We start from the raw sequence: 25,264 nt of genomic DNA on the forward strand, positions 1-25,264 counted from the left end.
GAAGCGGCGTTCGGCGAAGCGTGACTGCCGGGCGGTTTGTCCTGTGATCTGTGTAGCGTGCGTATTCAGTTTCCGGGCGCGAAATGCGTGCTTGACAGCCTGCGTGCGGCTTGAAATAAAGACGGCTTCGCGACGCCCCGGGGATTTCAAGGCGTTTGCAATGGGGGATACAAAGAATGCTCGACGAGGTTCGTAGCGGCAGCCTCGATGGTCTCAGGGTCATGGTGATCGACGATTCCAAGACCATCCGTCGAACCGCCGAGACGCTGTTGAAACGCGAAGGATGCGAGGTGGTCACGGCCATCGACGGATTCGAGGCGTTGGCGAAGATCGCCGACCAACAGCCGCAAATCATTTTCGTGGATATCATGATGCCGCGTCTGGACGGCTATCAGACGTGCGCGCTCATCAAGAACAATCAATTGTTCAAGGGCACGCCGGTCATCATGCTGTCCTCCAAGGATGGGTTGTTCGACAAGGCGCGGGGCCGCATCGTCGGTTCCGAGCAATACCTGACCAAGCCATTCACGCGCGAGGAACTCCTCGACGCGATCCGCAAGCACGTACACGCCTGACCGGGGGGTAGGGCACCATGGCACGCATCCTGCTTATCGAGGACTCGCCGACGGACACCGCGGTGTTGACCCAGCTGCTGCAACGCAACGGTCACGAGGTGTTCGCCGCGGGCAGTGCCGAGGACGGGATCGAAGCGGCCAAGCGCGAGATGCCCGACCTGGTGATGATGGACGTGGTGCTGCCCGGCATGAACGGTTTTCAGGCCACCCGCGCGCTGAGCCGGGACGAGCAGACCAAGCGGATCCCGGTGCTGATCGTCAGCACCAAGGGCATGGAAACCGATCGCGCCTGGGGCATGCGCCAGGGCGCGCGCGACTACATCGTCAAACCCCCGCGCGAGGACGACCTGATCGCGCGGATCAAAGAATTGCTGGATAAGTGACCCGATGATTTTGAAGATGCCGTTCGATGTGCTGAGCGATTACGAGCGCCGTTCGCTGGCGCACGTGGCCGGTCTGCCCGAACAGCTCGACGCGCCCGGCCTGTGGCGCGGCGTCGGCTACCGCATCGGCGCGCGCCGGCTCGCCTCGACCTTCGCCGAGGTGGTGGAAATCCTCTCGCTGCCCCAGGTCACCCAGGTGCCCGGGGCGCAGCCGTGGATGCTCGGCGTGGCCAACGTGCGCGGCAACCTGCTGCCCATCGTCGACCTCAAGCAGTTCCTGGAAGGCGAGCGCACCGTGCTGCACGAAGGCCAGCGCATCCTGCTGGTGCGCCAGCCCGGCGGCGACGTCGCCGTGCTGATCGACGAGCTCTACGGCCAGCGCAGCTTCCACGAGCACAACCTGCTCGCCCTGGACGACGCCGACGCGCTGACCTCCGGCCGCTACGCCCACTTCGTCGAGCGCGTTTACCGCGTGGACGATCAGGCCTGGGGCGTGTTCAACCTCGACCGGTTGGCCCGCACCCCCGAATTCCGACAAGCAGCGGCCTGACGCAGCCGCTTCCTCCAACAAGACCGCACGCACGTACACCCGAGGTTCCCGAACCATGAGCACTGTGATGGACAACGCCGGCAAGAGCCGCATGCTGGGCGCCAATACCTGGCTGATCGTGCTGGGCATATCGGTGTTGGTGTTCGGCCTCAATACCGGCTACGCGACGTGGCAGGCCGCGCGCCTGGGCGGCGCCAGCTCGGCGGCCTCGCGCTTGCAGGTGAACTCGCAGAAGCTCGCGGTGCAGGCGCGCGAAGCGGTCGGCGGCAACAAGGACGCGTTCGCCGCGTTCAAGACCACCAAGGCCGCGATCGACGAGGACGTCAAGTCGCTCAACGACAACTACGGCGGCTCCACCGGCGTGGCCAGCCCGATCGAAACCGCGACCAAGACCTGGGAGCCGATGGGCAAGAGCGCCGATCAGGTGCTGGCCTCGGAGAAGGCGGTGCTGGCGCTGGCGACCAACGCCGACAGCTTCTCCGGCCGCGTGCCGCAGCTGCAGGCGCGCCTGGACGAACTGGTGCGCGCGATGTCGGCCTCCGGCTCGCCGTCCTCGCAGGTCTACATCGCTCTGCGCCAGGTGGTGCTGTCGGCGACGATGGCCCGCCGCATCACCGAAATCCGCGCCGGCGGCAGCGGCGCCGGCATGGCCGGCGAAGCGCTCGGCCGCGACGCGATCGTGTTCGGCAACATCCTCACCGGCCTGCGCAAGGGCGACTCCTCGTTCGGCGTCAACGCGCTCGGCAACGGCGGCGCGCTGGCCGCGCTGGGCCAGGCCGAGGCGCTGTGGCTGGAAATGAAGAAGGACCTGGACGCCATCTCCGGCAGCTCCAAGGACCTGTTCCAGGCCCAGGCGGCGGCCGAATCGATCACCGGCGGTTCGGACAAGATGCTCGCCGACAGCCAGTCGCTGTTCTCTGCGCTGACTTCGTTCGGCTCGATGAGCGACACCAGCATCCTCGGCAACATCTGGGTCTCGATCATCTCGGGCCTGGGCGCGCTGGTCGCCATCGCCGGCTTGCTGTTCTCGCTGAACTACGCCCAGCAGCGCCGCTACCAGACCACCAAGGAACTCAACGACCGCAACCAGGAGGCGATCATGCGCCTGCTGGACGAAATGGGTTCGCTCGCGGAAGGCGACCTGACGGTGAAGGCCACCGTCACCGAGGACATGACCGGCGCGATCGCCGACTCCATTAACTTCGCGGTCGAACAGCTGCGCAGCCTGGTGCAGACGATCACCGACACCTCGGTGCAGGTCGCCTCCAGCGCGCAGGAAACCCAGGCCACCGCGATGCATCTGGCCGAAGCGGCGGAGCATCAGGCGCAAGAGATCAACTCGGCCTCCGACCGCATCAGCGAAATCGCGGCCTCGATCGATCAGGTGTCGAAGAACTCGGCCGAATCGGCCGACGTGGCGCAGCGCTCGGTGCAGATCGCGACCAAGGGCGCGGGCGTGGTGCGGCAGACGATTCAAGGCATGGACTCGATCCGCGATCAGATCCAGGAGACCTCGAAGCGAATCAAGCGCCTGGGCGAAAGCTCGCAGGAAATCGGCTCGATCGTGGAACTGATCAACGACATTTCCGAACAGACCAACATCCTGGCGCTCAACGCGGCGATTCAGGCCGCGTCCGCCGGCGAAGCGGGCCGCGGGTTCGCGGTGGTGGCCGACGAAGTGCAGCGACTGGCGGAACGCGCGTCCAACGCAACCAAGCGAATCGAGACGCTGGTCCAGACAATTCAGTCCGACACCAACGAAGCTGTGAGCTCGATGGAACAGACGACCTCCGAAGTGGTCGCCGGCGCGCGACTGGCCGAGGACGCCGGTACCGCGCTGGGCGAGATCGAAAAGGTGTCGTCGGACTTGTCGAACCTGATTCAGGGCATTTCCAGCGCCGCGCAGCAGCAGTCCAGCGCGGCCTCGAACATCACCCAGACGATGAACACGATTCAGCAGATCACCTCGCAGACTTCGCAAGGCGCCAACCAGACCGCCGCGTCGATTGGAAACCTCGCGCAGTTGGCGGCGGACCTGCGCCGTTCGGTGGCCGACTTCAAGCTGCCGGCCTAAGCGCGGGCAAGGAGCCGCTCGAAGCGCGGGCGCGGCAGTGCAGGGCGGCAGCGGCAAGCGGCTCCGGAACAGACATACGGAATAGGGTTGTACCGAGGATGAAGCGTCCGACACATCGCTGGCTGAGCCACGCCCCGCGCCTCCGACGCGGCCGCGCCGACGGGCGGAGCGCGCCATGACCGCCCTGCGCGAAGCGATCGACACCACCACGCTGGGCTGGATCAAGCCCGAGCTGGACGAAACCCTGCGCCAGGCGCGCCAGGAGATCGAGGCGTTCGCCGAAGATCCCGCCGACGCCGCGCGCATGCGCGTGTGCGCGAACCATCTGCATCAGGTGCACGGCACCCTGCGCATGGTCGAGCTGTACGCCCCGGCGATGGTCGCCGAGGAAATGGAACGGCTGGCGCTGGCCCTGCAGCAGGGCAGCGTGCACGACCGCGACGAAGCCTGCGCGGCGCTGATGCGCGGCGTGGTGCTGCTGCCGGATTACCTGGAACGCCTGCAAGGCGGCCACCGCGACATCCCGATCGTGCTGCTGCCGCTGCTCAACGAGCTGCGCGCCACGCGCGGCGAGTCCGGGCTCAACGAAAGCGTGCTGTTCGCGCCCAACCTCGACCGTCCGCTGCCGGCGCATCTGCCGCCGCCGCTGCCGGTCGGCGCGGCCGGCGGCCGCAACGCCAGCGCGCCGCATCTGGCCTCGCTGCGCGAAGCGCTGGGCGCGTGGCCGGAAGACGGCGCGCCGGGCAAGGTCGCGCAACTGGCCGCGGCCATCGACGGCCTGCTCGCCGAAGCCGTGCTGGAACCGGTGCGGCGCATGCTGTGGGTGGCTTCGGCCGTGGCCCACGCGGTGCGCGACGGCGCGTTGCCGCCGACCCGCGCGCTGCGCCAGGCCTTCGGCGGAGTCGAACGCGAAGCGCGGCAGATGCTGTCCGACGACGGCTTCAGCGCGCCGCGCGGCGAACCCGCGGCCGAGCCGACCCGTCAGCTGCTCTATCACGTCGCCCACAGCGACGGCCGCCATCCGGCCCTGGACGATCTGCGCCAGACCTTCGAACTCGCCGCGCACCTGCCCAGCGAGTCCGAACTCGAACACGCCCGCGGCAGCCTCAGCGGCCGCAACCGCGCGCTGCTCGACACCGTCGCCGCGGCGATCAAGGAAGACCTGCTGCGGGTCAAGGACGCGCTCGACCTGCACCTGCGCACCAACCAGACCGACCCGGGCGAACTGCGCCCGCAGGTCGAGGCCCTGGCCCGGGTCAGCGACACCCTCGGCATGATGGGCCTGGGCATGGCCCGCACCGTCGTGCTGCAGCAGCGCGACGCGATGAACGACATCGTCGACGGCCGCCGCGCCGCCGACGAAGGCACCCTGCTCGACGTGGCCGGCGCGCTGCTGTACGTGGACGCCTCGCTCGACGATCAGGTCAGCCGCCTCGGCCTGGCCGACGAAAAGGGCGACGAAGACTTGCTCGCCGGCGAGGCGCGCAAGGTGCTCGACGTGGTCGCGCGCGAAGCCATCGCCAACTTCGGCGACGCCCGCCAGTCCTTCGTCGCCTTCGTCGAGACCAAGTGGGATCACGAAGAACTCAGCGAAGTGCCGCGCGTCCTCGACGAAGTCGCCGGCGCCCTGCGCATGATCGAGCTGCCGCTGGCCGCCGATTACCTCACCGGGGTCAAGCGCTACACCGAAGTCGAACTGATCGGCCGCCGCCGCGTGCCCAGCGGCCAGCAGCTCGACACCCTGGCCGACGCGCTGGCCAGCCTGGAGTACTACCTCGAAGCGCTGCGCGAGCAGCGCCCGAACCGCGACGACATCCTCGACATCGCCCGCCAGAGCCTGGAAGCGCTGCGTTATTGGCCGCTGCCGGACGTGGTCCGGATCGAGCCGGTCGCCGCGGTGCCGGCGGAGGCCGCGCCGATCGCGCCCGCGGCCGAAGCGCCGGCCAGCCCCGCGCCCGCCGCCGAGCTCTCGCCGCCGCAGATTCCGGTCGCGCCGGAATGGGGCTTGGCCGAAATCGAAGCGCCGCAGCGCGCCGACGGCGAACCGCTGTCGCTCGACGCCGAACACGGCGCCGCCCAATACGCCTCCGCGTTCGATGCCGACCCCGCGCAAGCGCCGGCCGCCGAACCGGCCGACCTCACCGAACGCGTCTCCGGCGGTCTGGTCAACACCGCGCTGGTCGAAGCGGTGCCGTCGGCGCCGCCGTCGTTCCTGATCCCGTCCGGAGGCGCCCGTGGCGGCTTCGAACAGGTCGACGACATCGACGACGAAGTGCGCGAGATCTTCCTGGAGGAATTCGAGGAAGAGATCGGCAACCTCGAACAACTGCTGCCGGCCTGGCGCGAAGCGCCGGACGATCTGGCCCGCGTGCAGCCGGTGCGCCGCGTCTTCCACACCCTCAAGGGCAGCGGCCGCCTGGTCGGCGCCAAGACCTTGGGCGAGTTCAGCTGGAAGATCGAAAACCTGCTCAACCGCGTGCGCGAGCACGGCCGCGTCGCCAGCCCGGAAGTGCTGGATCTGGTCGACCACGCCTACCGCGCGCTGCCGGGCTTCTACGCCGCGCTGCGCAACGAGGCGCCGCTGAGCGTCGACATCGCCGGCATGGAAGCGCACGCCGATCTGCTCGCCAGCGGCGAAGAAGCCTTCTATCGGCCGCCGGCCGCCGCGCCGGCGATCGAGCCCGCGGCCGAGGAAATCGCCGCGCCGAAGCCCGCCGTGGACGGCCCGTACGTGCCGGCCTCGGTCGATCCGGTGCTGCTGGAGATCCTGGACGGCGAAGTCGCCGGCCATCTGGTCACCATCGAATCCTGGCTCGACGCCTCGCGCACCCGGCCGCAGCCGGCCAACGACGCGCTGCAGCGCTCGATCCACACCATGAACGGCGCGTTCGCGATGACCGAAGTGCCGGTCATCACCGACGTCACCGGTCCGACCGAAGCCTACGTCAAGCGCCTGCTCGCCAGCGGCGCGCCGGCCAGCGCCGAGGGCGTGGCCGCGATGGGCGCGGTCGCCGCGGCGATCCGCACCACGATCGAAGCGCTGAAGTCGGCCAGCCCGCACGTGCCGATGTTCGTCGGCCTGCCCGAGCGCATCGCCGCGCTGCGCGACAGCCTGCCGGACGCGCGCGCGCCGATGCCGATGGACGACCTCGACCTCGCCGACGCGGCGGACGAGAGCGCCGCGCCGATCAGCGCCAACGATCTGAGCGCGTTCCAGGGCGAAGGCCCGGGCACCGCCGAGGTCCCGGCCGGCCGCACCGACGGCCGCCGCACCTCCGAGTTCACCATCGATTTCGCCTCCTTCGCCGGTTCGCTGGCGCAGAGCGATCAGACCCGCGCCGAGCGCGAAGCGGCGCAGAAGGCCGCGGCCGAACGCGCCGAAGCCGAGCGCGCCGAAGCCGAAGCCCAGCGCGTGGCGGCCGAACAGCTCGAAGCCGCGCGCGCGGCCGCCGAGCAGGCCGAAGCCGAGCGAGCGGCGGCGGAGCGGGCCGAAGCGGAGCGTTTGGAGGCCGAACGCATCGCCGCCGAGAAGGCCGAAGCGGAGCGTTTGGAAGCCGAACGCGTCGCCGCCGAGAAGGCCGAAGCGGAGCGTCTGGAGGCCGAACGCGTCGCCGCGGAGAAGGCCGAAGCGGAGCGTCTGGAAGCCGAACGCGTCGCCGCCGAGAAGGCCGAAGCGGAGCGTCTGGAAGCCGAGCGCATCGCCGCCGAGAAGGCCGAAGCGGAGCGTCTGGAAGCCGAACGCGTCGCCGCGGAGAAGGCCGAAGCGGAGCGTCTGGAAGCCGAACGTATCGCCGCAGAACAGGCCGAGGCCAAACGTCTCGAAGCCGAGCGCGTGGCCGCCGAGCAAGCCGAAGTCGAACGCCTCGCCGCGCTGCAAGCCGAAGCCGAACGGGCCGAAGCCGAACGCGTCGAGACTGAGCGCCTCGCCGCCGAACAAGCCGAAGCCGAACGCGCCGCCGCCGAGCGCGCCGCCGCGGACAAGGCCGAAGCCGAGCGCTTGGAGGCCGAGCGCCTCGCCGAGGAAGAGCGTCAGGAATACGCCCGCTTGGAGGCGCAGTACGCCGCCGAGGCCGAAGCCGCGCGTCTGGCCGCCGAACAGGCGCAGTCCGAGCGTCTGGAAGCCGAGCGCGTCGCCGCCGAACAGGCCGAAGCCGAGCGTCTGGAAGCCGAGCGTCTGGAAGCCGAACGCGTCGCCGCCGAACGGGCCGAAGCCGAACGCCTGGAAGCCGAACGCGTCGCCGCCGAACAGGCCGAAGCCGAACGTCTCGAAGCCGAACGCGTCGCCGCGGAACAGGCCGAAGCCGAACGCCTGGAAGCCGAACGCGTCGCCGCCGAACAGGCCGAAGCCGAACGTCTCGAAGCCGAACGCGTCGCCGCGGAACAGGCCGAAGCCGAACGTCTGGAAGCCGAACGCGTCGCCGCGCAGCAGGCCGAAGCCGAGCGTCTGGAATACGAACGCCTCGAAGCCGAGTACGCCGCCGAGCGTCTGGCCCGCGAACACACCGAAGAACCGGCCAACCTCGACGGCGTGCGCGTGGACGCGCAGCCGGCCGATGCCGCCGCCAACGACGAAGCCGAACCCGCCGTGGCCGGCGCCGCCGCGATCGGCGTGTCCGCCGCGCTGGCGGCCGCGTTCTTCAAGGCCGCCAACGCCGATCCGGATCCGGAAGAAGCGCTGGACCTGAGCGAGCTCGATCCCGAACTGGTCGACATCTTCGTCGAAGAAGGCGGCGACCTGCTCGACCACTCCGACGGCCTGCTCGCGCAACTGCGCGAGACCCCGGGCGAGCGCGAGTTGCTGGTCGGCCTGCAGCGCGATCTGCACACGCTCAAGGGCGGCGCGCGCATGGCCGGCATCATGGCCGTGGGCGAACTCGGCCACGTCATGGAATCGCTGCTGGAAGCCGTGGTCGACCACCGCACCGAACTGGGCCGCGACAGCGTCGCCCTGCTCGAACGCGGCTTCGACCGCCTGCACGCGATGGTCACCCGGGTCGGCCAGCGCAAGGCGATCGCCATGCCGAACGCGCTGATCGCGATGTTCGACGCGCGTTCGCGCGGCGAACTCACGATCGACGTCGCCGATGCGGCCGCCGCCACGCCGGCCGTCGCGCCGGCGCAGCGCGCCGCCGAGGAGGTCGAACTCGACGAGAACGGCCTCAAGCCGCTGTCCGCGCCGATCATCGAACAGTCCCTGGCCGACGACGACGACATCGGCGTGCGCGCGCCGCAGGAACAGGTGCGCATCCGCGCCGACCTGCTCGACCGCCTCGTCAATTACGCCGGCGAAGTCGCGATCTACCGCGCCCGCCTGGAGCAGCAGCTCGGCGCGTTCCGCGGCGCGATCGCGGAAATGGCGCAGACCAACCTGCGCATGCGCGACCAGCTGCGCCGCCTGGAAATCGAAACCGAAGCGCAGATCATCGCGCGCTACCAGCGCGAGGGCGATGCCGGCCAGCACACCTTCGACCCGCTGGAGCTCGACCGCTTCTCGACCCTGCAACAGCTCTCGCGCGCGCTGGCCGAATCGGCCGCCGACCAGAACAGCCTGCAGATCACCCTCGACGATCTGACCCGCCAGTACGAAACCCTGCTGCTGCAGCAGTCGCGCGTGAGCTCGGAGCTGCAGGAAGGCCTCATGCGCACGCGCATGGTGCCGTTCGATACGCTGCTGCCGCGCCTGCGCCGCGTCGTGCGTCAGGCCTCCAGCGAATTGGGCAAGCAAGTCGCGCTGAAGCTGGAAGGCACCCAGGGCGAACTCGACCGCAACGTGCTCGAGCGCATGACCGCGCCGCTGGAACACATGCTGCGCAACGCGGTCGCGCACGGCCTGGAAATTCCGGCCAAGCGCCGCGCCGCCGGCAAGGGCGACGAAGGCACGGTGCGCATCGCGGTGCGCCGCGAAGGTTCGGAAGTGGTGCTGGAAGTCGCCGACGACGGCGCCGGCCTGGACCGCGCGGCGATCCGCCGCCGCGGCGAAGAGCGCGGGCTGGTCCGCAGCGACGCGGTGCTGTCCGACTCCGACCTGGACATGCTGATCCTGGAGCCCGGCTTCTCCACCGCCGACGAGGTCAGCCGTCTGGCCGGCCGCGGCGTCGGCATGGACGTGGTCGCCAGCGAAGTGCGCCAGCTCGGCGGCGCGCTCGATATCCAATCCACGCCCGGCCAGGGCGTGCGCTTCACCCTGCGCCTGCCGCAGACGCTCGCGGTCACCCAAGCGGTGTTCGTGCGCATCGCCGACACCACCTTCGCCGTGCCGATCGCCTCGGTGCGCGGCGTCGGCCGGCTCTCGCGCGACCTGCTCGACCAGGGCGACGTGGCCTACCGCTACGGCGGCGAGGACTACTTCGTCCACGACCTCGGCGTGCTGGTCGGCCACGCGCCGGCCAAGGCCGAAGGCCAGCTGCAGATGCCCTTGCTGCTGATCCGCTCGGGCGACCTGCGCGCGGCGGTGTCGGTGGATCAGGTCATCGGCAACCGCGAAATCGTGGTCAAGCCGGTCGGTCCGCAGATCGCTTCGGTGCCGGGCATCTTCGGCGCGACCATCATGGGCGACGGCCGCGTGGTGGTGATCCTCGACGTCGCTCCGCTGGTGCGCCGCCGCACCGCGCAGCTGCTGGACTTCGCCCAGAACGCGCCGCCGCCGATGGCGCCGCCGGAAGCGCGCAAGGTGCCGCTGGTGATGGTGGTCGACGACTCGGTCACCATGCGCAAGGTCACCGGCCGCGTGCTGGAGCGCCACAACTTCGAAGTGGCGACGGCGAAGGACGGCATCGACGCGCTGGAGCGCATGGCCGAGCGCGTGCCCGACCTGATGCTGCTCGACATCGAGATGCCGCGCATGGACGGCTACGAATTGGCCACCCAGATGAAGGCCGATCCGATCCTGCGCCATGTGCCGATCGTGATGATCACCTCGCGCAGCGGCGAGAAACACCGCCAACGCGCGTTCGAGATCGGCGTCGAACGCTATCTCGGCAAGCCTTACCAGGAGCCGGAATTGATCCGCAACGTTTTCGAATTGCTGGGAATCGCGCGTCCCCATGTCTGACGGCGATCGTCGTGTAGTGTTGTTGGCGCGCGCGGGCGTGGCCTGCGAGCGCCTGCGCGAAGCGCTGGCCGAGGCCGGCGCGCAGTTGGTCCTGCAAGGCGATCCGACCGTGCTCGATCCCAAGGAGCTGGACGCGGCCGATCCCGACGTGGTCGTGGTCGTGCTCGATCCGGCCTCCGAGGACGCGCTGGACCGGTTCGAGAATCTGCTGCTCGATCCGTCGATCGAAGTGATCTTCGAGGAGGCCGAACTGGCCGTCTCGCGCGAGGGCTGGGACGCGGCGCGCTGGGCGCGCCACCTCAGCGCCAAGCTGCATCGCCACGACGACGTGCTGCCGCCAGGCCGCGAGCCCGAGCCGGACGCGCCGCCGGCGCTGCAGGCCGAAGGTTTCCACAAGCCGACGCAAGAAGGCTCACCGCTGGCGCAGGAGCCGGCCGAAGCGCCGGCCGGCGACAACGTGCTGGCGTTCGTGCGCCCGGCCGCGGCGTCCGCCGAGGCGGTCGTGATCGAATCGATCGTCGCCGAACCGGTCGCCGACGAAGACGCCGCGGCGGACGAAGCGCCCGCCGCCGAATACACCCTGGATTTCGCCGACGACGGCCGGTCGCCGACGCAAAGCGGCGCCGGCTTGATCGACTTCGACGACGCCGGCGACCGCGCCCGCGCGGACGGCCTCGACGCCGACGACGCCGGCTTGGACTCGATCGATTTGGATTCCACCGGCCTGGAGCCGGCCGCCGCCGAACCGGCGCGTCCGGCCTTCGACGCCGCCGACTTCGGCGAGATCGAGGAAATCGAAGCGGTCGAAGCGCTGCCCGCGTACGACGACGCCGAAGAACCGCCGCCGGCGCCCGCCGCGCACGCCAGCTTCGATCCGGTTTCGGCCGAAGCGCCGGCCGATCCGCTGTCGTTCGGCGGCGAATCGCTGGCCGAACTCGACCGCGTCGCGCCGACCGGCTCGGCCGGCGACCGCGTGCTGACCCAGCCGCCGCCGATGCCCGAGGAAGCGCGCGAATTCTTCGCCCGCCAAGCCCTGGGCGATGCGCCGCCGGCCGAAAAGCAAGGCGGCGACGATTTCGATTTCTCCAATCTGAGCCTGGAAATCGAGGATTACTCGACCCAGGTGCCGGCGCCCGCGCCGCACGCTTACGACGCCGGCGAGCACGACTGGCAGGCGCAGGGCGGCGACGCCGAACTGCCGCCGCTCGACGAGGCCGGCCTGGGCGACCTGGAAATGTGGCGCGCGCCGCAGCCGGGTCAGGTGCAGGAACTGGTCGACCTCGACGCCGCCTTCGCCGCGCCCGATCCCGACGCGCCGCTGGAGTTCGACGGCCACGTCGCGCCGGCCGCCCCGGCGCCGGCCGCCCCGGCGCCGGCCGCGCCCGGCTTCGACGCGAGCAAGTTCGAGACCACGCTGGATTTCGCCAGCGACGACATCGCTCCGTCGCGGCCGAGCGCGCCCGCGAGCGCGACGCCGTCGGTGCCGGATTGGTCGTTCGCCGACGAAACCAGTTTGGTCGAGGCCGCCACCGGCCAGAGCGGCGCGCACGCGCCGCCGGCGCCGCGCCACGATCTGGACGAAATCGAGCGCCGCATCTCTGCGCTGGAACTGGTCGACGACACGCCGCCGGAACCCGGCCGCAGCGGCGCCGTGCTGGTGCTCGCCGGCATCGGCGGTCCCGACGCGGTGCGCCAACTGCTCGGCGCGCTGCCGGACAACTTCGACCGCCCGGTGCTGGTGCAACAGCGCCTGGACGGCGGCCGCTACGACAAGCTGGTCGCGCAGATGCAGCGCGCCACGCCGGTGCTGGTGAAGCTGGCCGAAGCCGGCACCCGCACCATCGACGGGGTGATCTACATCCTGCCGGCGGGCGTGGGCATCGAGCTGACCGAGCAGGGCATCCAGTTCGCCGAGGGCGCCGACGTGCTGGCCGCGTTGCCGGCCGGCGACAGCGCGGTGCTGTTGTTCAGCGGCGCCGACGCGGCGCAGGTCGACGAGGCGATGGGCTTGGCCGCGCACGGCGCGCTGGTCGCGGGACAGGCGCCGGACGGCTGCTACGACGCCGCCGCCGCCAGCGCCGCGATCTCGCGCGGCGCGCTCAGCGGCCAGCCGGCCGATCTGGCCGCGCGCCTCGCCGCGCGCTGGTCGCGGCAGAGTCCGGTCTGAGTCGCGACGCGCGCGGCGCGGGCTCTGCCTTCGTCGCGCGCGGATCGTCCGACGCGCGTGCGCCGCGATGCGCGGCCAGGGCGTAGCGCGAGCGATCGCGCGAGGGATCCAACGGCGGCGCGCATGCGCGCCGCCGCAACCGTTCACCGGCTCCGCGTCGCGGAGTCCAGTCATGAGATGAGCCGCGGCCGCGGCGAGGAAAGCGCGATGTCCAATTCGATCCCCGACAACGAGACCGCACCGGTCGACGGCGCGCAGGACGAAACCGGCGGCGTTTCCGGCTCCGGCGACGATTTCGCGGGCGGCGGTTCCAGCGACGGCGCGCCCGACGGCGCCACCGCCAACGACATCCGCGGCGTCTTGATCCAAGTGGCCGGCGCGCGCTTGCTGCTGCCCAACGCCACCATCGCCGAGGTGCTGTCCTACGCGCCGCCGGCGCCGATCGCCAACGCCCCGCGCTGGCTGCTCGGCCAGATCCGCTGGCGCGGCTGGAACCTGCCGATGATCGCGTTCGGCGAACTCTCGGGGCTGGCGCGCGAACCCGGCGGCCTCGGCAGCAAGGTGGTCGTGCTCAAGGCGCTCAGCGCCGCCTCGCGCCTGCCGTACTTCGCCATGCTGACCCAGGGCTTCCCGCGTCTGGTCACCGTGTCCGCGTCCGGCCTGTACCTGCAGAGCCGCGAGGACGAAGTCATGCCGCTGGGCGTGCAGGCGCGGGTGCGCCTCAACGACGACGCCGCGCTGCTGCCGGATCTGGAAGCGGTCGAAGCGATGATCGGCGAAGCGCTCGCGCAAGCCGCGTGAGCGCGGCGGCCGCCGCCGAGTCCGCGCCGGCACGATCCGCGCCGTCGCGGCCCGCCGCCGCGCCCAAGCGCTACGCCTCGATCGACGCGCTGCGCGGGCTGACCGTCGCGGCGATGCTGCTGGTCAACGATCCCGGCGACTGGGGCCACGTCTACGCGCCGCTGCTGCACTCGGAGTGGAACGGCTTCACCCCGACCGATCTGGTCTTCCCGATGTTCTTGTTCATCGTCGGCGCGTCGATCGCGCTGGCGATGATGCCGCGGCTGGAAGCCGGCGTTCCCGCGCGGACCTTGCTGCGCCCGGCGCTGTGGCGCGCGCTGCGCATCGTCGGCCTGGGCCTGTTCCTGCATCTGATCGCGATGTGGGCGGTCGACCGCGAGTACCTGCGCCTGCCCGGGGTGCTGCAACGCATCGGCGTGTGCTTCGCCGCGGCCGCGTGCATCGCGCTGTATCTGCGCCAGCGCGCGCAATGGGCGTTGTTCGGCGCGCTGCTGATCGGCTACTTCGCGCTGCTCGCCGCCGGCGACAGCTACGAGCCGTTCGCCAACATCGCCAGCCGCGTCGATTTTTCGATCTTCGGCGCGCACGTCTATCAGATCGATCCGGCCAGCGGCCGCGGCCACGATCCCGAAGGTCTGGTGTCCACGCTCGGCGCCTTGGCGACGACGCTGCTCGGCTTGCGCGCGGGCGACTGGCTGCGCCGCGGCGACGCGCGCGCGCTGCTGATCGCGGGCGCGGCGGGGCTGCTCGCCGGCTGGGCCGTGAGCGGCGTCCAGCCGATCAACAAGAACCTGTGGACCCCGGCCTACGTGCTGTGGGCCGGCGGCTGGTCGTGCTGGATCCTGGCGCTGTGCCATGCGCTGATCGACCGCAAAGGCTGGCCGCCGCTGGGCCGCGCGTTCGGCGTCAACGCCATCGCCGCGTACGGCGGCTCGGCGGTGCTGCTGCTGGTGCTGATGGGCCTGGGCTGGCTGGAGCCGCTCTATCGGCACGCTTTCGCCGACTGGATGACGCCGCGTTTCGGCCCCTACGTGCCGTCGCTGGCGTTCGCGCTGGCCTTCGTCGCGCTGTGGTGGCTGGTGGTGAAGGCGCTCGACGCGCGGCGGATCTACTTCAAGATTTGAACGCCGCCACCGCCGCGTCGGCGTGCGCGCGTCGGCGCCTGTGGAGCGCGCCGCCCTTATTCGTGCCTCGCTGATACGCAAGGCGTGCAAACGTCCGCGCTCAAAATGAACGGCGAGTGATGTGTGTCACGTTTCATTGACCGTATCGCCAAATCCATCGCATTTTTCCGGCCGAAATGCGGGTCGACCGCCTTTAAGTGCCCGGCGGCCACAGCGTCGGTGCCGAAGCGACCGGCCGCAGCGGTAGACGCGCGTGCCATGCGCGCAGCGCGCGGATCGCGACCCTCGCGATAGCGCATTGATCCCATGCCGATTCTCCCGCCGTTCCGGCCCGGCATCGCCTGTGTCGCCGGTCTTCGGCGTTGAGCGCGCGCCGATGCGCACGGTTTGCGCAAACCATGCCGAACGCGTCAGCACAAAACGCTGCGCGTCTGCGTCCGCCTGCGATTTCAGCGTTTTTCCCGCTGGACAAGCCGATTTCGCCTCGTTATCGAAAGCGCCACGAACGGTCGGTCGCCGCCAACGAAGCGGTGCCGGCCCGGGGCAAGGGGAGGGGAGAGGCACGGCGCCCGCGTCCGCATGACCGGGCCGCATGCCGGCCGCTCGAGCGAAAGCGCCGCGCCGGCATCGCGCCGGCGCGGCGCCGACGCTGTGTCCTTCCCGACGCGCGAGGCGATTCATCACGGCCGGTAAGGGGGCTGCATGCGGTTCAAGCGAGTGTGGTGCGGAACGATGTCGTTGCTGGCCGTGGCGCCGGTCTGGGCCGCGGATGCGCCCTACAGCCTGTTGGGCGATTGGCCGGTCAAGCTCGTCGGCGCGTCGGGCATCGAAGCCGGGCTCAAGGGCAATCTGAGCTACGACGCGGCGGACTTCGACGACGCCGCGTTCGCCGACGACGACGCGTGGCGCCGGCAGGAGCTCAACGCCTACGTGCGCAAGCCGGGCGTGTTCGAGCTGACCCTGGGCTACGACTTCCGCAACAAGGTCTGGCTCGACAACTTCGCGCGCATCTCCGGCGCCGCCGGCGACCTGCGCATCGGCCAGTTCAAGACGCCGGTGGGCTACGAGGAAAGCGTGGTCGGCACGACCGCCACGACCTTCATGGAGCGCGCGTTGCCGGTCACCGCGTTCTACGCCGGCCGCCGTCTCGGCGTGGACTGGACGTACGAGAAAACCCCGAACTGGTATTTCAACCTCGGCGTGCAAGCCGGCGGCGATCTGCTCGGCGACAACCGTGGCCGCACGCTCGGCGGACGGGTCGTGTTCAATCCGATCAAGGACGACGCGCAGGTGTTGCACCTCGGGCTGTCGGCGTCCGACGAGAAACGCGACGACGACAGCCTGCGCGTGCAGGTGCGGCCGGAAGCGTTCCTGACCTCGCGGCGGTTGGTCGACACCGGCGCGCTCAAGCGGGTCGAACGCATCGACCGGCTCGGCCTGGAAGCGATCTGGCAGCGCGGGCCGTTGCTGCTGCAGAGCGAATACCTGCGCATCGGCGCGAGCCGCGAGGGCGCGCCGGACTACCGCGGCGACGGCTATTACCTCGCCGCCTCGTGGGTGCTGACCGGCGAGAAGCGCGCCTACAAGAGCGCGGCCTTCGGCAACCTCAAGCCGGCGCGCGAGTGGGGCGCGGTCGAACTGGCCGTGCGCTACTCGCATGTGGATCTGGACGATCCCGGCAGCGCGCTCGGCGGCCGCCAGAGCGACTGGACCGTCGGCGCCAACTGGTACCTCGGCCAGCATTTCAAGCTGCAGCTCGACTACGTGCGCGCCGACGCCCGCCGGCGCGGCGTTCGGCTGGATCCGAACATCGCCGAGATGCGCGCGCAAATCCATTTCTGAGCGAACACGGCGGCCGCGTCGCACCGACGCGGCCGCCGCGTCCGCCGTGGCAACGGGGGGATACGCCAATGCGAGCGGAAAGCGGAAACATCTGGAAACGCCACTTCACCCTGATCCTCGCGGTCGGGTTGTTCCTGGTCATCGCCGGCGGCCTGATCGCGCTGTCGCGCCTGCACGCCGCCACCATCGCCCAGGGCGCGGTGGCGCGCGACGTCGCCGGCCGCGAGCGCAGCTCCTCGCAGATCGTGCTGCGCGCGCTGCTGGAGATGGACGCCGACGCGCGCGAAGGCAGGCCGGCGTCGAAGGAGTCGCGCGAAACGCTGGACACCCACGCCAAGCGCGTGAGCGACGCCATCGCGATGTTCGCCCGCGGCGGCCGCGCCGATCCCGCGCAGACGCTGGACTTCGACCCGCGCCGGGAGACGGCGACGATGGCCGACACGGGCGCGCAGATCGCCAAGCTGTGGGCGCCGTACCAACAGCGCATCCAGGCCGCGCTCGCGCCCGCCAGCGCGGACCCTGCGGCGCTGCGCGAAGCGATCGCCTACGGCCGCGGCAACAACGAGCGCCTGTTCCAACTGCTCAACGACTTCGTCGCCGAAACCCAGCAGATGACCGAAGGCGCGACCCGCCGGCTGACCTTGGTTCAGAACGTCGGCGCGCTGCTGATCTTCTTCAACTTCCTGTTCACCGCCCTGGTCGCGTTCCGCCGTCTGATCGCCGGCGACCGCGTGGTGGCCAAATCGCACAAGCAGACCGACGACATCCTGGCGACGGTGAAGGAAGGCCTGTTCCTGGTGACCGGCGACTTCGTCATCGGCGCGCAGATGTCGCACTCGCTGCCGCAGATCCTGCAGCGCCCGGTCGAGCCGGGCATGAACCTGATCGAGCTGATGCGGCCGATGGTGAACGCGGCGACGCTGGAAGCCACCCGCGATTACCTCGGCTTGTTGTTCGGCAAACGGGTCAAGGAAAACCTCGTCGCCAGCCTCAATCCGCTGTCGGAAGTGCCGATCGCCGGCGGCAGCGACGGGCGCGGGCAAGCGCTGCCGCGCTATCTCAACTTCCAGTTCAACCGCGTGCAGGAAGGCGAGGGCACCGTGCACTTGCTGGTGACGGTGTCGGACGCGACCGAGCGCGTGCGCCTGACCCAGGAGGTCGCCGCCGCCAAGACCCGCACCCGCGAGGAAATGGAAAGCCTGCTGCGCGTGCTCAGCCGCGATTCGGCCGAGGTGCGCTTCTTCCTGCACCGCATCGGCGTGGTGCTGGAACGCATCAACGACGATCTGCGCCAGGCCGCCGGCCGCCGCGGCGGCACCGACTATCTCGAGCTGGTCAACGCGATCTTCCGCGACGTGCATTCGCTCAAGAGCGAGGCGGCGGCGTTGAACCTGGAAATGCTCGAAGCGCTGGCGCACAACTTCGAGGTCGACCTGATCGGCCTGCGCGACCGCGGCGAAGTCGAAGGCGCCGACATGGTCAAGATGACCGTGCACCTGGACGATATGTTCGAGTGCGCGACGACCATCCGCGAGTTCCTCGACCGCATCGGCGGCGGCAACGAGTCCGCGCGCGCGCCGGCCCAGGCGACGCCGGCGCAGCGTCTGGTCGAAGGCTGGAGCGGGCTGGCCGAGCGCATCGCCCGCGACCAGGGCAAGCGGGTCGCGCTGCAGCTGCAGCTCGACGCGCTCGACCGCGCGCCGGCGGAAACCCTCAACGCGATGCGCGCGATCGGCTTGCAGCTGCTGCGCAACGCGGTGTCGCACGGGATCGAGCCGGCGGCCGAGCGCGAATCGCTGGGCAAGCCGGGCGCGGGCGCGATCTCGGTCCGCAGCAGCGATGCCGGCAGCCGCCAGATCGAACTGAGCGTGCGCGACGACGGCCGCGGCATCGACGTGGCGCGGGTGCGCGCCGCGCTGGCCGCCAGCGGCCGCTACGCGCCGGAACAACTCGATGCGCTGAGCGACCGCGACGCGATCATGAAGATCTTCGAGCCCGGCGTGTCCACCGCGAGCGGCGCCAGCGACCGCGACGCCGGCCACGGCGTCGGCATGGATCTGGTGATGAAGCAGGTGCGGGCGATGGCCGGGACCATTTCCTTGTCGACCAAGGTCGGCGCCTACACCGAATTCCGCATCCGCCTGCCGATGGCCGAGGCCAAGCCGGCCGCGCCGGCGACGGCCGCCGACGGCGGCGATTTCCAACTCACCTTCTGACGCCGGCCGCGAGGGCTCCGATGAAACTGCTGATCGTCGACGACTCCAACGTGATCCGCCAACGCATCGCGCGGTTGGCGAGCGACGCGCGCCTGCCCAACGTCGAGATCGTCGGGCAAGCGCGCAACGGCGCCGAGGCGCTGAACCTGTTCGTGCGCCACCGCCCCGACGTGGTGACGATGGACCTGACCATGCCCGAGCTGGGCGGCGTGGAATGCACCGAACAGATCGCCGCCATCGACGACAACGTCAACATCCTGGTGGTGTCGGCGCTGAGCGACAAATCCACCGCGATCACCGCGCTCAAGAAGGGCGCGCGCGGCTTCCTCTACAAACCCTTCACCGACGACCAACTGGTCCAGGCCTTGCTGGAGATGCTGCCCCCATGAGCGACCTCAACGAAGCCGAGATCAAGGTCTTCATCGACGCGGTCACCAACTACTTCAACCAGCTCACCCAGGAGCCGGCGAACGTGCGCGGCGCGTTCCTCGACGATCACGGCGGCGGCGTGCCGGTGTTCGACTACAGCGGGCAGATCGCGGTCAGCGGGCAGTTCCGCGGCACCATCACGGTGTCGGCGCCGCGGGCGATGATCCGGCACCTGCTGCTGGCGCTCAACGAAAGCGATCAATCCGACGCCAACCTGCGCGACACCGTCGGCGAATTGGCCAACACCCTGGCCGGCAACGCGCGCAAGCACTTCGGCGGCGAGATGGAGATCTCGGTGCCGCGCACCGCCGCCGGCGCCATCGGCAGCGCCGGCTCGCGCAAGCGGCCCTACGTGATCATGGTGAGTTGGAAAACCTACAGCGCATCGCTGGTGGTGGATATCGAGCGGCTGGAATAAGCCGCCCCAGTTCGCGAAGGCGGCTCCGTCCGGGCGCCGGCGGCGGCGGAGTTCCCCCCCTGATATGCGCCGCCGTACCGGATTGTGCCGCGCGGTCGGAGCCCGCCTTCGCGATTCGCGCGCCGTCGCGTCGGCGCGCGCAGGAGGAAAAGGCCATGTCGGAAAACCCAAATCCATCGCGCCCGCGCGTGCGGCCCGTGCTGTCGGCGTTCGCGGTCGCCGCGTCGGGCGTCGCCCTGGCCGCCGCGGCGGCGACGTTCGCTATGACCGACGCGGCCACCGTTGCGGCGAAGACCGGCTGGCTGCGTTATGGCCTATGGTTCGCCACGGCGGCGGGGCTGCTGCTGGCGTTCGGCGCGATCGCCGCGCTGTGGCTGCGGTTGCGCCGCTGGCGCGAGGACGGGATCGAACAGGCGCAGTGGCGCGAGCGCTGCGAGGATCTGCTGCGCGCCTTTCCCGAAGGCGTGTGCCTGATCGACGCCGACTTCATCGTGCGCGAGCCGGTCTCGCCGTCGCTGTACGGGGTGTTGCAGCGCAAGCTGTGGCCCGGGATGGATTTGCTCGAAGCGCTGCGGCCGATGTTCGGCGCGGAGACCGCCGACGCCTTGCGCGCGCATCTGCGCCAGTGTTTCGCCGCGCGTCCCGGCGCGCGGCCGGCGACGCGCAATCCGCTGGCCGAGGTGGCGCTGCCGGGGCCGCCGTCGCGGCAGTCGCCGTTGGGCTTTCGTTTCGAGCCGGTGCGCCAGGGCGGACGCGTGGCCTATCTGCTGGTGATCGTCGCCGACATCGGCGAGCGCCTGCGCGTGGAACGCGAGTTGGCCGGCGCGCGATTGCGTTTGCGTACCCAGCTCGACGGCCTGCTGCGCGCCTGCGCTCACGGCGGTCCGCGCTTGCGCGCTTGCCTGAGCGTGGCCGAGGCCGCGCTGGAGCGCGCGCGCACGCGTCTGGCGCGTTTGCGCAGCGCGCCCGACGCGCGCGACCGCGCCGCGTCGTTGCGTTGCCTGTTGGAAGAGGCGCGCGCGATCAAGAACGATGCGGCCGCGATCGAGCTGGAACTGTTGGAGACGCCGGCGCATCACTTGGAACTGGAGGTGGCGGAGGCGGCGGGGAAGGGCGCCGCCGCGGACGAGGGCTTGCGGTTGGCGGCGCATCTGGACGTATTGGCGGAGCGCATCGCGACGGTGCGCGGTTTCCTCGCGGGGTTGGATGCGCGCGACGCGGCGGCGCGCGGCGATGGGCGGGGGCGTTCGGATGCGCCGATGCCGGCTGGGGCATCGGCTTCCGCGGCGGGTTCGACCGCTTCCGCACCTGCGCTTCCACCTGCGCCTGCGCTTGCATCTGCGGGCGTGTCCGCGCCCGCACTCGCACCGGCAGCCGTCTCCGCATCCCCGTCGCCGCGGCCCAAGCCCGAGTCGGAGCGCGAGTCGTTCGAGTCTTTGGTCGTCAGACTCAGGCAACGGTTCGACGAAGCCGCGCTGGGCGGCCCCACGGCATCGTCCGGGAGCGTGGCTTCTGGCGCGGAGCAGGCGGTCGCGGCCGCGTCGGTGACCACGAAAACGACAAGCGCGGCAGATGCGGCTCGGGTCGAGGCACCGGCAGCGCTCGCGCGGTCCGCGCCGTCCGTGCCGTCTGAGTCATCCGCATCATCCACGCCGTCAGTGCCGTCAGTGCCGTCAGTGCCGAAGCCGCCGCTCGGTGCGCCGAGATCCGTCGCGCCCGCGCCATCCTCTATCGCGGACGTCCCCTTTTCCGCCGCATCGAGACAGACTTCGTCGGCGTCGGCGTCGGCGTCGGCGTCGGCGTCGGCGTCGGCGTCGGCGTCGACTCCCGCTTCCGCGACTACGCCGAACCCACCGCCCAGCGTCGCGGCGGGGACCGTGAACTCCTGTCCGCCCACCGCGACGTATCGAGCCGCCTCGACGCCGGCATCGACATCGCCCGCCGCACCCGCATCCCCATCCGCATCAGCGCCCGCCCCCGCCCAGGCTCCCGCACCCGCCACGCAGACTGTCGCCCGATCCCCCTCGCCGCCAGCCGCGCCGGCCTTGGTGTCGCAACGCAAGATCGAAACGCCGTCGCCGGTTTCGATGGCGCCGCCCCCGGCGCAGCCGATCCGGTCGACGTCTATGCAGGCGCCGATCGTTCCGCCGTTGCCGCAGCCAGCGGCGCGGCCGGTGCCCGCGCCGGCGTCTTCGGCCGCGTCGGTGCCGGGGGCGTGGAACCCGCTCACGGTCAAGCAAGAATCGGACGACGCCTCCAGGCCGGCGCAGACGCGAGGCTCGACGGCGGCCGCGGATGCGCGTGCGCGGGAAATGCCTGAATCCGGGCGTTCGCCAAGCCGCGATGCCGCGACCGCGCCGGCGCCGTCCCAAGCCGCGATCGTCGAAGCCTCGATCCTGACCCCGTCGCACCGCCTGAGCCTCGACGCCCGCGACGCCGACATCGCCGCCGCGCGCGGCCACGACCCCGATCCGCTCGCGCTGATCCCGCTGCTGGCCTTGTCCGGCGACGGACCCGCCGCGCTGCCGCCCGACAAGGCGGCCTTCGTCGATTGGGCCGCGCTCGCACGCCGGCTCGCGGGCGAGCAGGGCAAGGCGGTGCGGGTGGAAGCCTTGCTCGATCCGTTCGCGCGGCTGCCGGCGGCGCAAGCGGCGTTGGTGCGCGACATCGGCATGGAACTGGTCGCCAACGCGGTGCTGCACGGGATCGAGACGATGTCGATGCGCCGCCGCGTCGGCAAGGATCCGGTCGGCGCGGTGCGTCTGACGCTGAGCCGCGACGAACGCGAGGGCTGGTCGTTCTGCGCGCGCGACGACGGCCGCGGCGTCAACTTGGTGCGGGTGCGCGCGGCCTTGGTCCGCGACTGCGGCTACACGCCGCTGCAGGCCGGGCAATTGAACGAACGCGAGGCGCTCATGAAAGTGTTCGATCCCGGCGTCACCACCGCACCGTATGCGGGCGACGCCCGCGGCCGCGGCGCGGGCTTGCCGGACGTGGTCGAGCGCTTGCGCGGGTTGCGCGCGCGGGTGTCGCTGCTGACTGTGCCGGGACGTTCGGCGGAAGTGCGGATCGCGTGGCCGGCCGATTGAATCCGTCGGCGGCGCGAGCGCGTCCGACGCGCGAAGCCGTGCCGGGTCAGCGAACTTGCGCGGCGTCGCCGACGAGCTTTCGCTCGCTCGCATTTGCGCCCCGCCGGCATGCAAAAGCCATTCAACGGCAGGACGTTTCGGATTCCCTGGGTTCTGTGGCGCGTTGAAAACACGCTTCATTTGAGCAAAACAAGTGGAGAGAACCTGACTGAAAAGCGGACGCAGGCCGCGATGCCCTCGGGCCGCGCCACGTCCGTGCCCGGGCGCCGGAGCGCTTGTCCCCTGCGATGGCCGCTAGCGGCGCGAAGCCGCGGCCGGGCTGCGCGCGGACGCAACGGCCGCGGCGCCCCGGCGCATGTCCGCGAACGACTAAATGCGACGAAGTAGCGGATATGTCTCCCTGCGTTCGGCCGGCCAGCGCGGACGTCCGTGCAAGGAGAAAAAGGGGAGGACTATGTTCGGGCAAGGGATTGGGACGGGCCGGCGCTGCCGCGTGTCGGCGGCGTTCGGGCTGTCGTTGCTCGGCGCGATGCTCGTCGCGGCGATGGCGGGCGCGTTGTCGGCGTGGCGGTTGGCCGAGGTGTGGCATCCGGGCGCGGTGCGCGATTATCTGGCGACGGGCCTGTTCGCCGGGGTCGCGGCGTCGGCGGCGGTGGCGTGGTGGGTGCTGGTGCCGGCCCGGCGCCTGCGCGAAGAGGAGCGCGAACGGGCGCGGTGGCGGGAACGCTGCGAGGATCTGCTGCGCGCCATGCCCGACGGTCTGTGTTTGATCGGCCCGGACTTCGTCGTCTGCGAGCCCGTATCGCCGTCCTTGGCGCAGGTCTTGCCCGGCGGACTGCGGCCCGGCGCGAATCTGCTCGAAGCGCTCGAACCCTTGCTCGACGCGGAGACCTTGACCGCGTTGCGCGTCTATCTGCGGCAACGGCTGCGCGCGGGGCCCGCGCCCGACCCGCGCGGGGCGGCGCCCAATCCGCTGGCGGAGGCGATGCTGCTGCGGCAGCCCGAGCGGCGTCCGCCGTTGAGTTTCCGTTTCGAACCGGTGATGCGCAGCGGCACCGTGGCCTACTTGCTGGTGATCGTCAGCGACGTCAGCCAGCGCTTGCGCGAGGCGCGCGAATCCGACGAAGCGCGCCAGCGCTCGCAAGCGCAGGCCGAAAGCCTGCTGCGGATCATCGGCGGCGATCTGGGGCCGGTGCGCGCGTGCGTGCGCTTCGCCGAGCGCGCGCTGCAACGGGTCAACGAGCGCTTGCCGCGGATGCTCGCCGCCGACGGCATCGACGAGCGCTCGGTCATCCGCCACTACCTGCTCGACCAAGTGCGCGCGATGGCCGCGGCGGCGGAAGAGATCGGGCTGGACCTGCTGCAAGGGCCGGCGCGGGCGTTGGAGGCCGGGTTGATGGCCGGCGCGGCGCGGCCGCAACAGGATCCGCAGACGGCCGCGAGCCTGGGCGCGCTCGCCGGCGGCGTGGGCGAACGGCTGGTGCTGCTGCGCGAATGTTTGAAGGTCCTGGAACGCGATCGCGGGCGGCTCGAGTCCGTTGCGGCGAGCGAAGCGGACGGCCTCGCCGACCGGCTGGTCGAGGCCTATGTCTACGGCGAGTCGTTCGCGCAGGCGCAAGACGCCGACGCGCCGGCGGCGACCCACGGCGATGCCCCGCCGGCGCCCGCGGCGCAAGCGCGGCCGTCGCCGGATCCGGCTTCGCCCGAGGCGCCCGCGTCGGCGTCGGCGGTCGCGGCCCCCGCCGCCGATGCCGGAGACGAACGCTCCGCGGCCGCGGCCGCGCCGTTGTGGATCGTGGTGCGCCCCGGCGCCGCATCGGCGCACGCGGCGGCGCACGGCGAATCGGGCGCGCTCGCCTATCCGGTCGCCTGCGCGCTCGCGCAGAGCGCGGGCGGCGCGGCGCGTCCGCCGACGGAGCGTTCGGTCTTATGGGAATGGTCGTCGCTGGCCCGGCGCTTGGCCGGCGCTTACGACAAGGCTGCGATGCTGGACGTCGAACTGGAGCCGTTCGCGCGGCTGTCGCCGGCGGAGGCGACGATGTTGAGCGAGGTCGGCAAGGAACTGATCGCCAACGCGGTGCTGCACGGGATCGAGCCGGTGGCGACGCGGCGGCGGCGGGGCAAGACCTCGACCGGATCGGTGCGCCTGCGCCTGAGTCACGACGAAGAGGAAGGCTGGCGCTTTTGCGTGCGCGACGACGGCGGCGGACTCGAATCGGGCGCCTTGCGGTTGGCGCTGCTGCGCGAGGGCCGCTACCGCGCCGAAGACATCTTGCGCATGGACGAGCGCGAGGTGCTGTTGAAGGCGTTCGAGCCGGGCGTGACCCGCTCGGGACCGATCGCGGCCGGGATCGACGGCCGCAACCTGGGCATGGGCATGGGGCTGCCGATCGTGGCCGAACGCGTGAGCGGCCTGGGCGCGGAGTTGTCGTTCTCCAGCGTGCTGGGGCAATCGACCGAACTGCGGATCGTCTGGCCTTCGGCATAGCGCGAACCGCGGCGACGCGGCTCGGCGCGTCGCCGCGCCGCCGCATCGCCACGTCGC

General features: G+C 70.8%; 14 protein-coding genes. All 14 read left to right on the top strand.

Annotation, left to right across the window (positions count from 1 at the left end):
• The first annotated feature begins 176 nt into the window (after window positions 1–176).
• The 14 genes from pilG to J5226_RS10370 all read left to right on the top strand — a co-directional run bounded on the left by pilG (window position 177) and on the right by J5226_RS10370 (window position 25,207).
• The gene (gene pilG, locus J5226_RS10295; RefSeq protein WP_031372856.1) at window positions 177–575 is read left to right on the top strand and encodes a twitching motility response regulator PilG; all 399 of its coding nucleotides are present in this window, start codon (window positions 177–179) and stop codon (window positions 573–575) included.
• Window positions 576–592: 17 nt separating this feature from the next.
• The gene (locus tag J5226_RS10300) at window positions 593–958 is read left to right on the top strand and encodes a response regulator (protein ID WP_215839822.1); all 366 of its coding nucleotides are present in this window, start codon (window positions 593–595) and stop codon (window positions 956–958) included.
• Window positions 959–968: 10 nt separating this feature from the next.
• Window positions 969–1,508, top strand: a complete 540-nt coding sequence (locus J5226_RS10305) for a chemotaxis protein CheW (protein ID WP_215840379.1) — start codon at window positions 969–971, stop codon at window positions 1,506–1,508.
• A 55-nt stretch (window positions 1,509–1,563) separates the two neighbouring features.
• Window positions 1,564–3,582, top strand: a complete 2,019-nt coding sequence (locus tag J5226_RS10310) for a methyl-accepting chemotaxis protein (protein WP_215839823.1) — start codon at window positions 1,564–1,566, stop codon at window positions 3,580–3,582.
• Between the two features lie 175 nt (window positions 3,583–3,757).
• On the top strand, window positions 3,758–10,633 hold the full coding sequence (locus J5226_RS25405; RefSeq protein WP_255323049.1) for an Hpt domain-containing protein: 6,876 nt from the start codon (window positions 3,758–3,760) through the stop codon (window positions 10,631–10,633).
• Window positions 10,626–12,800 (top strand): chemotaxis protein CheB, encoded by a 2,175-nt coding sequence (locus J5226_RS10330; RefSeq protein ID WP_215839824.1) that lies wholly within the window; start codon window positions 10,626–10,628, stop codon window positions 12,798–12,800. The genes J5226_RS25405 and J5226_RS10330 overlap by 8 nt, the downstream gene beginning before the upstream one ends.
• Before the next feature lie 207 nt (window positions 12,801–13,007).
• On the top strand, window positions 13,008–13,601 hold the full coding sequence (locus J5226_RS10335) for a chemotaxis protein CheW (RefSeq protein ID WP_215839825.1): 594 nt from the start codon (window positions 13,008–13,010) through the stop codon (window positions 13,599–13,601).
• An 80-nt stretch (window positions 13,602–13,681) separates the two neighbouring features.
• On the top strand, window positions 13,682–14,725 hold the full coding sequence (locus J5226_RS10340) for a DUF5009 domain-containing protein (RefSeq protein ID WP_255323105.1): 1,044 nt from the start codon (window positions 13,682–13,684) through the stop codon (window positions 14,723–14,725).
• Between the two features lie 702 nt (window positions 14,726–15,427).
• A complete protein-coding gene (locus J5226_RS10345; protein WP_255323050.1) occupies window positions 15,428–16,567 on the top strand; it encodes a porin in 1,140 nt (379 codons plus the stop codon).
• 68 nt (window positions 16,568–16,635) lie between these two features.
• The gene (locus tag J5226_RS10350; RefSeq protein ID WP_215839826.1) at window positions 16,636–18,783 is read left to right on the top strand and encodes an ATP-binding protein; all 2,148 of its coding nucleotides are present in this window, start codon (window positions 16,636–16,638) and stop codon (window positions 18,781–18,783) included.
• Between the two features lie 20 nt (window positions 18,784–18,803).
• Window positions 18,804–19,172: a response regulator gene (locus tag J5226_RS10355; protein WP_215839827.1), complete on the top strand. Its 369-nt coding sequence runs from the start codon at window positions 18,804–18,806 to the stop codon at window positions 19,170–19,172.
• Window positions 19,169–19,630, top strand: a complete 462-nt coding sequence (locus tag J5226_RS10360) for a chemotaxis protein CheX (RefSeq protein WP_215839828.1) — start codon at window positions 19,169–19,171, stop codon at window positions 19,628–19,630. Before J5226_RS10355 ends, J5226_RS10360 begins: the two co-directional genes overlap by 4 nt.
• A gap of 155 nt (window positions 19,631–19,785) precedes the next feature.
• On the top strand, window positions 19,786–22,719 hold the full coding sequence (locus J5226_RS10365) for a hypothetical protein (protein WP_215839829.1): 2,934 nt from the start codon (window positions 19,786–19,788) through the stop codon (window positions 22,717–22,719).
• Between the two features lie 493 nt (window positions 22,720–23,212).
• On the top strand, window positions 23,213–25,207 hold the full coding sequence (locus J5226_RS10370; protein ID WP_215839830.1) for an ATP-binding protein: 1,995 nt from the start codon (window positions 23,213–23,215) through the stop codon (window positions 25,205–25,207).
• Window positions 25,208–25,264 lie beyond the last annotated feature (57 nt).

The sequence above is a fragment of the Lysobacter sp. K5869 genome, from assembly GCF_018847975.1.
Lineage (GTDB): Bacteria > Pseudomonadota > Gammaproteobacteria > Xanthomonadales > Xanthomonadaceae > Lysobacter.